The organism is Candidatus Phaeomarinobacter ectocarpi (assembly GCF_000689395.1).
Taxonomy (GTDB): domain Bacteria; phylum Pseudomonadota; class Alphaproteobacteria; order CGMCC-115125; family CGMCC-115125; genus Pyruvatibacter; species Pyruvatibacter ectocarpi.
In genome coordinates, this window is sequence record NZ_HG966617.1 from 92,382 (window position 1) to 105,335 (window position 12,954).

Here is a 12,954-nt window from a genome sequence, read left to right on the forward strand (position 1 = left end):
CCTCATCGGCCTGCTTGTGAGCTTGCTGTCTGACATCACCTACACTCTGGTTGATCCGCGTATTGATTTTGAGGCGCGGTAAGACATGAACGCGATCCTCGATAAAACCGCGCAGGGCAAGATCAACTGGGAAGCCACCTGGATCGGGCGGTTCAACAAGGCACGCACATCGCCGATCAATCAACGGCGCTGGCGGAACTTCAGAGCCAACTCCCGTGGCTATTGGGCCCTGTGGTTCTTTGGTGTTCTGTTCATTGTAAGCCTGTTTGCCGAGTTCATCGCCAACGACAAACCATTGCTCGTGACGTTTGAAGGCGGCATCTATATGCCGGTTTTTGTGGCCTATCCCGAAACCGACTTCGGCGGTGACTTTGCAACCGAAGCGGACTATCGCGACCCCTTCGTGCAGGAGCTGATTGAGGACGCGGGCGGCACAATCATCTGGCCGCTCATCCCCTATAGCTACGACACCATCAATCTTGATCTGCCTGTACCGGCACCAGCGCCCCCCAGCGCTGAAAACTGGCTGGGTACGGATGATCAGGGTCGCGATGTGGTGGCGCGTGTTATCTACGGCTTTCGAATTTCCGTGCTGTTCGGGCTGATCCTCACCATCTTTGCTTCCATCATCGGCGTCGCGGTTGGCGCCGTGCAGGGGTATTTCGGCGGCTGGGTAGATTTGATTGGCCAGCGCCTGATCGAGATATGGAGCTCTGTGCCCTCGCTCTATCTCATCATCATCATTGCCGCGGTCATTGAACCCACCTTCTGGATATTGCTGGGCATTTTGCTGCTGTTCCAATGGGTGGCGCTTGTGGGCGTGGTGCGCGCGGAGTTCCTGCGAGGCCGAAACCTTGAATATGTGCGCGCAGCCCGGGCGCTTGGCCTGCGCAACGTGGCCATCATCTTCAAGCACGTATTGCCGAATGCCATGGTGGCCACGCTCACCTTCCTGCCGTTCATTCTCAATTCGTCGATAACAGCGCTGACCGCTCTCGACTTCCTGGGCTTCGGCCTACCGCCGGGCTCTCCTTCGCTGGGCGAGTTGCTGGCACAGGGCAAAAACAACCTGCAGGCCCCGTGGCTCGGCTTCACAGGCTTTATTGTCATTGCCACCATGCTGAGCCTGCTCGTGTTTGTGGGGGAAGCGGTCCGTGATGCCTTTGATCCAAGAAAGACACTGCAATGAGTGGTGCTGATCAAAAGCTCGTTGAGGTCAAAGATCTTTCTGTTGTCTTTACCCAGGATGGCAATGAGACGCTGGCCGTCGACAAGATCTCTTTCGATCTTGCCGAAGGCGAGACGCTGGCGCTGGTCGGCGAATCCGGTTCGGGAAAATCTGTTTCCGCGCTTTCCTTGATGCAGCTGCTGCCGTATCCCGCAGCATCTCATCCATCAGGGTCGATCAAGTATCGTGGGGAAGAGGTCATGGGTGCGGACGAACGCACCTTGATGGGTATCCGCGGCAACGAGATATCGATGATCTTTCAGGAGCCGATGACCTCCCTCAATCCGCTGCACACCATCGAGCGGCAGGTTGGTGAAGTGCTCGCTGTTCATCGCGGTTTGCGTGCCGAGGCTGCACGCAAACGCGTGCTCGAACTCCTCAACAAGGTTGGCCTGCAAAACGCTGAGTTGCGCTTGGGCGCCTATCCTCATGAATTGTCAGGCGGACAACGCCAGCGCGTCATGATCGCCATGGCGCTGGCCAATGAACCGCGCCTGTTGATTGCCGATGAACCGACAACGGCGCTTGATGTGACCGTGCAGGCGCAAATCCTCAAGCTGCTCAAGAGCCTGAGCCAGGAAATGGGGATGGCCATGCTGCTCATCACCCATGACCTTGGCATCGTCCGAAAAATGGCGGACCGCGTATGTGTCATGAACAAGGGGCACATCGTCGAGGAGGGCGAAACCGCCGGGCTGTTTGACGACCCGCAGCATGAATACACGCGCCATCTCCTGGGCAGTGAGCCCAAGGGCAAACCGCTGACTGCACGGGCTGATGCAGCTGAGATCATGTCCACGGACAATCTCAAAGTGTGGTTCCCGATCAAAAAGGGCGTTCTGAAGCGCACCGTTGATCACGTCAAAGCCGTGGACGGCATTTCACTCACGGTTCGCCGGGGTCATACGGTGGGTGTGGTGGGCGAATCCGGCTCAGGCAAAACCACGCTGGGGCTTGGCTTGTTACGGTTGATCGACTCGGACGGCCCCATTGTTTTCATGGGGCAGCATATTGAGGACGACAGCTGGTCTGAACTGCGCAGCCGCCGCGCCGACATGCAGATTGTTTTTCAGGACCCGTTCGGGTCTCTCAGTCCGCGCCTGTCCGTGGCGCAGATCGTGGAAGAAGGCCTGCTGGTCCACGGCACCGACCTGAATTACGACGCCCGGCGCAAACGCGTTGCCGAAGCGCTGGTCGAGGTTGGACTTGATCCCGAAACAATGGACCGATACCCCCATGAGTTCTCGGGCGGTCAGCGCCAGCGCATTGCCATCGCCCGCGCCATGGCCTTGAAACCTGACTTTGTCGTGCTGGATGAACCTACCAGTGCCCTGGATATGTCAGTGCAGGCGCAGATTGTTGATCTGCTCCGTGACCTCCAGCAAAAGCACAATCTTGCTTATCTCTTCATCAGCCACGACCTGAAAGTCGTGCGCGCTCTGGCAGACGAAGTCATTGTCATGCGCAATGGTAAGGTGGTTGAGCAAGGGTCGTCAGATCAGATTTTTGATGATCCGCAGACGGACTACACCAAGGCTTTGATGGCGGCAGCATTCGACCTGGAAACAGCGCCGGAAGGTGTTGTGGCCAGCTAACGCGACAATGCCGGTAGCCGCTTTACTGATGTAACGGGTCCGTCCGTCTGGGCGATCCGGGCAATGGCAGGTTCCACCGCCTCTTCGACGGTCTTCATATGCGTTGCATTGGCATGCAGTAATGTCGCGCCATCGGCCATGATGCCCACATGCCCCTTCCAGAACAGCAGGTCGCCACGCTGCAGCGGTTCGCTGTCGGGCATGGCGCTGCCAAGTGCAGCCTCCTGCATGTCTGTGTCGCGTGGGCAGGGTATACCGGTGGCCTCCAACGCGCACTGCACAAGGCCTGAGCAGTCCAGCCCCAGGCTTGATCTGCCGCCCCATAGATAGGGTGTTTCCAAAAATTGTTCGGCAATTGAAACATAGTCCGGCGCGAAGACGTCCATGGCCAACAGGTGATCGCTGAAGACGTATCCACCACCCGCAAGCGCGCTGAAGCGCCCCTGGGTCCCGCTGACAACAAGCGGCGAGTTGAGCGACACCCAGTTATTCATGGGAGACTTGAGGTCAGCTTCGCCATAGATGAAGCTGCGCAAGGCTGAAACACGATGGGTCGGTGCCGGTGTGCCTGTCCCCAGAGCATCAAGCGATACGTAGCCGACATAGGCATCACGCTGTGACTGAACCCATGCAAAGCCGTCGGCTTCATCAAAAACAGATACGCTTTCTCCGCGGAGCAGTTCCGTGTCTCGGGGTCCATCCGCTTCGGGACGGCGGCGCAAAGCTGTGACGGGTACAGTCACATGAGCCGGTCGCCCTGATACAAAGCGGGAGGCTTCTACCTGGCCCTTGAGGGCATCAGCCGCCAGATCATCTCGAAATGCATTGAGGCGTGGATCAAGAGCAGGACGCAGGGAGGCCATCAGATATCCTTGGCGTGTTTGGCAATCAGCTCGGCAAACTCTGAAAGATAAACGGAGCCCTTTACCGTTCGCTGAACAAGCACGTTGCGGCGGTCATTGTCGTCACGCTTGCGCTTGAGCAGATCAATCCGTCCCATGGCGTCCAGGGCACGCGTGATGGCCGGCTTGGAGATATTGAGGCCCTCCGATAGCCCCCGCACCGTATGAGGCGGCGGCGACAGATAGACGGTCAGCAAGATTGCCATCTGGCGTGAAGACAGGTCAGGGCCGTCATCGCGCACCGTATCGGTCACAACGTCATGCCACAGCTTCAAAGCTTCAACGGATTTGAGATCCATTGCGCCGCACGCCCCCTTTTCGGCTGTCGGGCTTGCGTGAAATCGGTCCCCCAAGAACCGCGCGCCAGCGCTCAACATGGTTAATCGTAGCTCTCAGGTGCCGTGCACTGCAACCGCTTACGAAATGATTTTGACGCGAAGCCGGTCAGCCATATCGCTTGGTCAGCAGGTGATAGAGCGCCCGAACCGCCTGAATGTCGCCCCCCACTGGACGGCCAGGACGTGGTTTGGCGTTCCACCCGTAAATGTCAAAATGCACATAGGACGCGGTTTCGGTCACAAATCGGTTGAGGAACAGGGCCGCTGTGATGCACCCGGCGAACGGGCCGTCTGATATGTGGTTCACGTCGGCAATCTTGCTGTCCAGCCAGCTGTCATAGGGTGCCCAAAGCGGCAGGCGCCATACCGGGTCGTGAGCCGTCGTTGCAGCGTCTTCCAGTTCAGCGGCAAGAGCTTCGTCCTTCGTGAAGAAGGGCGGCAGCTCGGGCCCAAGGGCAACGCGCGCGGCACCGGTAAGTGTTGCAAAATCAACCAACAGTTCCGGTGTTTCGGTGTCGGCTTCAGCCAAGGCATCGCCCAACACCAACCGGCCTTCGGCATCCGTATTGCCAATTTCGACGGTCAGCCCCTTGCGGCTCTGCAAAATGTCGCTGGGCCGGAACGCGTTGCCGGCAACAGAGTTTTCAACGGCGCCAATCAGAACCCGCAATCGGACGTCAAGGCCGCGCTCCATGATCATTTGCGCCAGACCAAGAGCAGCGGCCGCGCCACCCATGTCCTTTTTCATCAGAGCCATGAAATTGCCAGGCTTGAGGTTCAAGCCACCCGTGTCAAAGCAGACGCCCTTGCCCACCAGCGTAATCTTTGGCGCATCACTGCGACCCCATGTGAGGTCAATGAGGCGAGGCGCACGGTCACTGGCACGCCCCACGGCATGCACCATTGGGTAGTTGTCACGCAGCAGGTCATCGCCCGTCGTGACGGACAGGCGCGCATCGAAGCGATGATGCAGTTTCTCTGCAGCAGCCTCCAGGTCAGCTGGCCCCATATCAGCAGCTGGTGTGTTGATGAGATCGCGTCCCAGAAAAATGCCCCGGGCAATCCGCGATACGTCATGACAGTCCACGCCTGTGGGCACCACCATGCGGACTTTGGGCGCGTCATCCTTACTGCCGGACTTGTAGCGATTAAACGCATAAGTGCCCAATGCAAAGCCAAGCAGGGCGACCGACGCGTCCTCCGGCGTTGGGTCAAACACATAGTCCCCAGGCTGAAGTTTGCCGGCCAGGCCCCCATAGATGAACGGGTCGCTTTCATCGCCCAAGCCGAACAGGACGCGCTCAATGGCACCCTCGGTGTTTGGCAGTGCCAGTGTCTCGCCTGCTTTCGCTTTAAAACCCTGTGCTTTTGCCCATGCCGCATGCGCGGGGCTTGCAGTTTCAATCCAGGCACTCAGGATGCCCGCGGAAATCGGGGTTACAGGTGTGGCGGGGCCGGCATCAATAAACACATCAAGCATGGGTCAGTCGGGGTCCAATCTGGGGATCATCAGGTGTTGCCGTGGGAGTAGAAGGCAACACCGCTATATGGCACGGTCTTACGGGCCAATGGAATATGCGCTGTCATTACTGTGAGGCACCAAAATGCACACACCACCCCTTCAACTCGTCATCGGTGACAAGAACTGGTCATCCTGGAGCCTGCGCCCGTGGCTGGCCATGAAGGTGGCCGGTCTGGATTTCGAAGAAGTTGATGTAACCCTACGCCAGAGTGCTGAAACGAAAGCACAGTGTCTCTCTCACTCTCCCGCCGGCAAGGTCCCGGTGTTGAAATGGGCCGATGAGACCATTTGGGACTCTCTGGCAATACTTGAAACCCTGGCTGACCGTCTGCCCGATGCACGACTTTGGCCTGAAGACGCACAGGCTCGTGCCCATGGGCGAGCCATCTCGGCCGAAATGCATTCGGGCTTCACTGCATTGCGCCGCGATATGCCGATGGATTGCACCCACCACAGGCCCGGCGAAGGGATGAATGACGCCGTAGCGGAGGACATCAGCCGCATCATTGCAATCTGGACCGAAGCGCGTGGACGCTTTGGAGAGGCGGGAGGGGGACCCTATCTGCTTGGGACTTTTTCCATTGCGGATGCCATGTATGCCCCTGTGGTATCGCGGCTTGAAACCTACGCACCCGACCTGGTCGCGCTGGGCGATCGGGATGGGACGGCCCGGGCCTATATGGAAACCATCAACTCCATGACAGAAATGCGCGAATGGGTGTTGGGCGCCCGCGCCCAGATGGGACGATAGCCAACAGCCGCTCTGCCGTCCTTAAGGCGTAAGGCGCAAAACCATCGGTCATGATTAACAGTTTCTTGAGGGCTGTTTGCGACCATGTTCCCCAATGGAAATGGTTCGCGCCGGCCCCCGGGCTGGCAACCATGCTTTCGTATGGAAATGTGGAAGAGAGTTCCCGTGAAACTGCGTCCGAGTTCCGCACTGGATACATTGTCTGCGCCGCGTCTGCGCCGCGTGCTCGCTGCCTGCGCTGTTGCGGCGCTCGTTGCCGGCTGTCAGACGACAGGGGCAGGGTCCAAATCCGGCCCAGACCTTGATACACGTCTCAAAGATGCAGATGTCATGTCTGAGGTAAACGGCAATGTCGTTGCCAAGGCCGCATATTGGGGTGGCCTGTACGAACAGGACCCTCGTAATGCCGAGGCAGCGGCTGAATACGCATCCGCCTTGCGTGCCATCGGGTCCATGCCTGCAGCGCTTGATGTTCTGACCCGGGCCGGGTCACTGACACCCGATGATCCGCGCATTCTGGCTGAATATGGCAAAACACTTACCGCGGCGGGGCGTGCGGCAGACGCCATGCCGGTGTTTGAGCAGGCCTTGATCTTTGATCCGCGCAATTGGCGCACACTGGCTGCACAGGGTGTCGCCTATGATCAGCTGAGCCAGCACGACGACGCCCGCGCAAGCTACCGTGCCGCAATTTCTGCAGCACCGAACGAACCAACACCGTGGAATAATCTCGCGCTGTCCTATGCGTTGACCGATGATCTGGAAGACGCAGAACTGGCCATGCGCGAAGCCATGTCGAAACCAAAGGCCACGGCAAAGATGCGCCAGAACCTTGCTCTCGTGCTTGGCCTGCGCGGTGAATACACGGATGCCGAACGCCTTGCCCGCGCCGAGATGGCGCCCGAGCCCGTGGACGGCAACCTTCAGGAGCTGCGCACAATCGTGACGCAGCCTGCTCTGTGGGCCCGGGAAGCGAATGCGGACAACAACCCTGTCATCATCGAGTAGACGCACATCGCCAACGCGCGTTGCGATACAAAAGGCCCGCAGGAAACCCCTGCAGGCCTTTTTGCTTTTGCATCTGGTGAGTGAAGCCGGGGCGTGAGCCTGACGAGTGCGGCTAGCTCATTGTGAAGCGGATCACCGCAGGGCCGAGAATCACAACGAAGAGCACGGGCAGAAAGAACAGGATCATCGGGACTGTGAGCTTGGGCGGCAGGGCTGCGGCGCGCTTTTCAGCGGCTGCCATCCGAATATTCCGGTTTTCCTCCGCCATGACCCGCAGAGCTTGGCCAAGAGGCGTACCGTAACGTTCTGCCTGTATGAGGCTGGTTGTCACCGCCTTCACACCAGGCAGGCCCGTACGTTTGCCAAGGTTCTCATAGGCCTGGCGGCGGTCCTGCAAATAGGACAGTTCGGCGGTTGTCAGCGCCAGTTCTTCCGCCAGCTCGACAGATTGCACGCCGACTTCTGCAGCCACCTTGTTGAAGGCCGCTTCAACGGACATGCCGGATTCAACACAGATCAACAAAAGATCAAGTGCGTCAGGAAAAGACTGCTGAATGGTCGCCTGACGGCGCGTGATGATGTTCTGCAGGAAGACGTTGGGGAGATAGAAGCCAACAAAACCCGCCATGGCTGACATGCCCAGCTTGCCCAGCAGGGGCGTAGACAGATCGAGCACAAAGAAAATGTAGAAGGCTGCCACGCAGAACACGATTGGCGGCATGGCGATGCGGAAGAACAGGAACGTGTAAATAGGTCCCTGCCCACGAAAGCCTGCCATCTTGATCTTCATTTGCAGATCTTCGTCTTCGAGCAGCTTGCGCAGGTTGAGCTTGTCGACCAGCCGCTTGGAAAAGCCCTTGGGTTGGGCGCGAAGCGAGGCGCGTTTTGCCCCGTCGCGCTCAGCAATTTCTGCGCGCAGTTTGTTACGCAGTTCTTCACGCTCGGTCGCCACATACTTCATGCGCGAGGACAGAGTGTCCTGCGACAGATAGGGCAAGCCGATTGTTATGATCGTCGCAAACGCAGCCACGGCCGCCAGAAGCATGGCCATGGTCTGCGGATTGGTAACGATGTCTACAAAAGCCATGAACATGGCGTGGCATTCCCCGAAATATTCAATTCATCAGTAGTCGAACGAAATCATCTTCTTCATCACCAGAATGCCGCACAGCATCCACAACGCGCCGCCGATCAGCATGGCCTGGCCCATGCGTTCTTCGAACAGCAGATTGATGTAGTCAGGAGTGGTGACGTAAACGAGCGTCATCACGCCAGGTGGCAGAACGCCGATAATGGCTGCCGAGGATTTGGCTTCCTGGCTCATGGCGGTGATTTTGCCCTGCAGAACTTTGCGGTCGCGCAGCACCTTGGACAGATTACCAAGCGCTTCAGACAGGTTGCCGCCCGTCTTTTGCTGAATGGAGATCACAATCTGGAAGAACCGAAGGTCAGCAAGCGGAACGCGCTCGGTCATTTTTTCCAGACCCTGCTCAAGGGTGATGCCGATCCTCTGGCCCTCAACAAGCTCCTTGAACTCATCGCGCACCGGCCCTTGGGCCTCAGTGGAAATGATTGTAATGCAGTCATGCAGCGGCAGGCCGGCCTTGAGGCCACGGACAATCACGTCCACCGCATTGGCAAATTCTTCTGTGAACTGCTTGAGGCGCCGGGTTTTGAGATAGCCCAGCAACCAGCGCGGAAATCCGAAGCCGGCGGCAAAACCTGCCAGCAGGCCAATCAATGGCGGCTGACCGCTCAGCATCAACAGGCCGGCTACAACCAGGCCGCCGGTTGCGCCCAGCAGCGTAAAGTTACGTGGAGAGACATCCAGGCCCGCCTGCTCAATTCGCGAGCGCATGGTCACAGTCTTCTTGCGTGCGGCCTGAGCTTCGTCGAGTTCCTTGAGGGTCTCCTGAACCTGCTTGCGGCGCTCTGCGTTGGGATCAACCGCAGAGCCGCGGCCAGCCCCTCGGCCACGCTTGGTGCCTGTAGCCACAGTCATGCGTTTGTTGGACTGACTGCGCTTTTCCAGTGCAGGAACGATGGCGGCATAGGCGATGCCGCCTACACCCAGCACACCCATGAAAACGGTCGCGATGAAAACCAGTTGGGCATCAAACATGCGTTGTGCCCCCTAGGCCTCAGCTTCTTCAAGCGCTGCAACGAGTTGACCTTCAAGGCCATAATAGCGCGCGCGTTCCCAGAAATTGGGTCGGGCAATGCCGGTGGATTTATGGGTGCCGTTGATGTTGCCGTTGGCGTCTTCGCCATCCATCTCATAGACGAAGAGATCCTGGGTGATGATGACATCACCCTCCATACCGGTCACCTCAGTGATGTGCGTGATGCGACGTGAGCCATCACGCAGGCGGGCAGCCTGAATGATGACGTCGATGGATCCGGAGATCATTTCGCGAATGGTGCGCGACGGCAGCGAAAAGCCGCCCATCGTGATCATGCTTTCAAGGCGTGACATGGCTTCACGCGGTGTATTGGCGTGGAGCGTGCCCATGGAACCATCATGGCCGGTGTTCATGGCTTGGAGGAGGTCAAAGGCCTCCGGGCCACGCACTTCACCTACGATGATGCGTTCCGGGCGCATACGCAGACAGTTGCGTACGAGATCACGCATGGTGATTTCGCCGGAGCCTTCCAGGTTCGGCGGCCTCGTTTCGAGGCGCACCACATGGGGCTGCTGCAACTGAAGTTCAGCTGCGTCTTCACAGGTGATGACGCGCTCATCTTCTTCAATGAATGCGGTCATTGTATTGAGAAGCGTCGTCTTGCCTGAACCGGTACCGCCTGAGATCAGCACATTGCAGCGGCATTTGCCGATAATGCTTAGAACACGTGCGCCTTCCGCAGAGATGGACCCGAATTTTTCCAGGTCCTCCATCCGCAGCTTGTCTTTCTTGAACTTACGAATGGTCAGGCTTGGACCATCGATGGCCAATGGCGGTGCGATAACGTTGACACGACTGCCGTCCGGCAGGCGGGCATCACATATGGGGCTTGATTCATCCACGCGCCGGCCAACCTGGCTCACAATGCGCTGGCAGATGTTCATGAGCTGGGAGTTGTCGCGGAACTTGACGCCGGTGGCCTGGGTCTTGCCGTTCACTTCGATGAAAACGTCGGCGGCACCGTTGACCATGATGTCGGCGATGTCGTCGCGCGCCAGGAGTGGCTCAAGCGGTCCATAGCCGAGCACGTCGTTGCAGATATCCTGCAACAGTTCTTCCTGCTCGGAGATCGACATGACAACGCTTTTGATCGAAATGATCTCGTTGACGATGTCGCGAATTTCTTCGCGGGCACTTGCCCCGTCCAGTTGCGCAAGCTGCGTCAGATCGATGGTATCGATCAGCGCATTAAAGATGGTCGTCTTGATCTGATAGTAGTCGGCCGAGCGTTCCTGAGACCGTACTGGTTTGGGAGCGGCGGCCGGTTTGGGTGCGGGCTTGGGAGCCGCAACAGGTTTGGGGGCAGCGGCCTTCGGCGCCACAGGCGCTGCCTGAGGCGTGGAAGGCGGCGGTGATCCTTCGCTATCGCGACGGCCGAACATCCAAGACTATCCCTTCTTCCCCAGCAGCCGCGCGAGCAGAGACCCACTCGGTTTGCTGGAAGCTGAAATCTGTCGTCCTGACACAGCAGAAGCGAGATGGCGCATGCCCTGCGCAGTTTTGCTCCGCGCATCAATTTCTTCGATCATCTGACCGTTATTGGCCGCTTCCCCAAACAGGGCCGCATCAAACGGCAGAACCAGTGCGGGTTCCATCTCGAGCGCATCCGCAAAATCCTTGACCGGAATTTCCGGGCGTTTAGCAACGCCAACCTGATTGATCACCAGATGAGGTGACACGTCATTCGGGCGCGCTGTCTTCAAGGTATCGAGCAGATTCTTGGTGTTGCGGAGACTGGCAAGGTCGGGCGTTGCCGTCACAACAATCTCATCGGCTTCAAGCAGCAGTTTGCGTGTCCAGGGACCCCACACATGGGGAAGGTCAAGAATGACGCACGGCACAGTGTGTCGCACAACATCAAGCACAAGCTCGTAGGTCTCCTCATCAATCGCGTAATCGCGATCAAGCGTGGCAGGAGCCGCAAACAGGCTCAGGTGTTCCGTGCAGCGAACCAGAAGCCGCTCCAGAAGAACGTCATCCAGTCGTTCTGGCGCGTACAAGGCATCTGCTACGCCCTGCGCAGGGTCCTGATTGAAATCAAGCCCACCCGTGCCAAAGGCAAGGTCAAGATCGACAACCGTGACGTCTTCGTTCATGTGTTCGGAGATGCACCAGCCTGCATTGTGAGCAATGGTGCTGGAGCCTGCGCCGCCACGGGCACCAACAAACGCAATCGTGCGTCCAAGCGGTGGTGCTTCAGGGTCGGCATAGAGCGTCGAAATGCTTTCAACGATCTGCAGCGGGTTGAGCGGCGCCACCAGATAGTCGTTCACGCCTTTGCGAATGAGCTCGCGGTAAAGCGTGATGTCGTTGGCATGACCCACCACAACAATGCGTGTGCCCGCGTCGCAGACTTCTGCCAGCTTGTCCAGGGAACCCAAAATCTGCGAGCCACCAAGCTGGCTTTCCACAATGATGAGGCCGGGTGTTGGCGTATCCACGTAGTGCGATACAGCCGCTGCAATGCCACCCATATGGACGGTGAGATGGGCCTTGGCCAGACGTCGGTCCTGGGCAGCACGTTGCAGCGAGACGCCAACGTCTGGTGTTTCGCAGAACGCCTGAATGGTTACGCGCGGCACTGGCCGAATGATCTGGCTATCACCGGCTTCAGGCGCCTCGTAAGGCTCCATGGGCACGGGCTGTGGCGCAGTCATTTCCTGGTCATCAGGAAAAGGCGGCATCTGCGGATCTATCTGATGGGCTTCGCTCATCTGTCTCAAGCTCAGTTCTCGTTGACCTGACTGGATGCGCCGGATTCTTCCTCTGCGCGTTCAGTTTGGGTTGTTTCACCGGCGCGATAGCGCTCAAGCACGACGTCGCGGCGCTGGGCATCCGACGGCGCAACGCCGTGCGGAGCGACGAGGTCACCTGGATCAGCCACCATGACCGCCAAATTGTTTTGTGATGCACACCCAAAGTTTGCGGAGCGGGTGTTGCGCGGGTTGTAGGCCATGTCTTCGGACCAGTTTCCGCATGGAGAGGGCGTGGCCACATATTGTGTAAAGGACAGGATCAAGGGTGCGTCCGAGGCAGCACCCGATGCACGGTAATGGCTCAGGCGAAGACGGTTGGTGCCAACCGCCATACCATCAAGCAGTGTTTCCACTTCGGCAGCAGCGCGAGACGCCGCACCGCGATTGGGCGCACCGGTTGGAATGGACATCACCACGGGGCCGTTACCGCGGCTGCGGTAATGAAGCGCGAATGACTTCAGACGCCCGATGTCATCATCCGTCAAAGAGGTGGAGTCCGGGGCCACATGAACCATCAGCGACGCGGCCTGTGTATCCACAGTGATGGGATGCGTCTGTTTGATCGAGGCCGCCTGCAGCGGACCGTTCTGACCAAAACCACCGCACGCGCCAAGGCTCAGCGCCAGGGCAGCAACAGCAAAAACAGGAAGGCGGAACATCATACGCATCAC

12 protein-coding genes are annotated in these 12,954 nt (G+C 58.4%); 4 read left to right on the forward strand and 8 right to left on the reverse strand.

From position 1 onward, the window contains the following. Positions 1 to 85 precede the first annotated feature (85 nt). Both BN1012_RS00415 and BN1012_RS00420 read left to right on the forward strand, forming a co-directional pair. Complete coding sequence (locus BN1012_RS00415) at positions 86 to 1,189, forward strand: ABC transporter permease (RefSeq protein WP_043948067.1); 1,104 nt, start codon at positions 86 to 88, stop codon at positions 1,187 to 1,189. Further along, positions 1,186 to 2,823: an ABC transporter ATP-binding protein gene (locus BN1012_RS00420; protein ID WP_043948068.1), complete on the forward strand. Its 1,638-nt coding sequence runs from the start codon at positions 1,186 to 1,188 to the stop codon at positions 2,821 to 2,823. Before BN1012_RS00415 ends, BN1012_RS00420 begins: the two co-directional genes overlap by 4 nt. Here the strand turns inward: BN1012_RS00420 and BN1012_RS00425 are convergent. The 3 genes from BN1012_RS00425 to BN1012_RS00435 form a co-directional block, all read right to left on the reverse strand. Next, a complete protein-coding gene (locus tag BN1012_RS00425; protein ID WP_043948069.1) occupies positions 2,820 to 3,686 on the reverse strand; it encodes a C40 family peptidase in 867 nt (288 codons plus the stop codon). The two genes, BN1012_RS00420 and BN1012_RS00425, sit on opposite strands and share 4 nt — an antisense overlap. After that, on the reverse strand, positions 3,686 to 4,024 hold the full coding sequence (locus BN1012_RS00430; RefSeq protein ID WP_043950438.1) for a MarR family winged helix-turn-helix transcriptional regulator: 339 nt from the start codon (positions 4,022 to 4,024) through the stop codon (positions 3,686 to 3,688). The genes BN1012_RS00425 and BN1012_RS00430 overlap by 1 nt, the downstream gene beginning before the upstream one ends. A gap of 145 nt (positions 4,025 to 4,169) precedes the next feature. Then, a complete protein-coding gene (locus BN1012_RS00435; protein WP_043948070.1) occupies positions 4,170 to 5,543 on the reverse strand; it encodes a leucyl aminopeptidase family protein in 1,374 nt (457 codons plus the stop codon). 124 nt (positions 5,544 to 5,667) lie between these two features. On the opposite strand from BN1012_RS00435, the gene BN1012_RS00440 reads away from it, so the two are divergent. Both BN1012_RS00440 and BN1012_RS00445 read left to right on the forward strand, forming a co-directional pair. Then, positions 5,668 to 6,336: a glutathione S-transferase family protein gene (locus BN1012_RS00440; protein ID WP_043948071.1), complete on the forward strand. Its 669-nt coding sequence runs from the start codon at positions 5,668 to 5,670 to the stop codon at positions 6,334 to 6,336. A 165-nt stretch (positions 6,337 to 6,501) separates the two neighbouring features. Continuing rightward, complete coding sequence (locus tag BN1012_RS00445) at positions 6,502 to 7,344, forward strand: tetratricopeptide repeat protein (RefSeq protein WP_052534254.1); 843 nt, start codon at positions 6,502 to 6,504, stop codon at positions 7,342 to 7,344. 112 nt (positions 7,345 to 7,456) lie between these two features. Here the strand turns inward: BN1012_RS00445 and BN1012_RS00450 are convergent, their stop codons facing one another. From BN1012_RS00450 to BN1012_RS00470, 5 genes are read right to left on the reverse strand one after another with little or no spacing between them, the layout of a single operon-like run. Continuing rightward, complete coding sequence (locus BN1012_RS00450; protein ID WP_043950440.1) at positions 7,457 to 8,431, reverse strand: type II secretion system F family protein; 975 nt, start codon at positions 8,429 to 8,431, stop codon at positions 7,457 to 7,459. 36 nt (positions 8,432 to 8,467) lie between these two features. Beyond that, complete coding sequence (locus BN1012_RS00455) at positions 8,468 to 9,466, reverse strand: type II secretion system F family protein (protein ID WP_043948072.1); 999 nt, start codon at positions 9,464 to 9,466, stop codon at positions 8,468 to 8,470. 12 nt (positions 9,467 to 9,478) lie between these two features. Continuing rightward, positions 9,479 to 10,909: a TadA family conjugal transfer-associated ATPase gene (locus BN1012_RS00460; RefSeq protein WP_043948073.1), complete on the reverse strand. Its 1,431-nt coding sequence runs from the start codon at positions 10,907 to 10,909 to the stop codon at positions 9,479 to 9,481. Positions 10,910 to 10,915: 6 nt separating this feature from the next. Beyond that, the gene (locus BN1012_RS00465) at positions 10,916 to 12,241 is read right to left on the reverse strand and encodes a CpaE/TadZ family protein (RefSeq protein WP_043948074.1); all 1,326 of its coding nucleotides are present in this window, start codon (positions 12,239 to 12,241) and stop codon (positions 10,916 to 10,918) included. 11 nt (positions 12,242 to 12,252) lie between these two features. Continuing rightward, positions 12,253 to 12,951: a CpaD family pilus assembly protein gene (locus BN1012_RS00470; protein WP_081826127.1), complete on the reverse strand. Its 699-nt coding sequence runs from the start codon at positions 12,949 to 12,951 to the stop codon at positions 12,253 to 12,255. Positions 12,952 to 12,954: the final 3 nt, after the last annotated feature.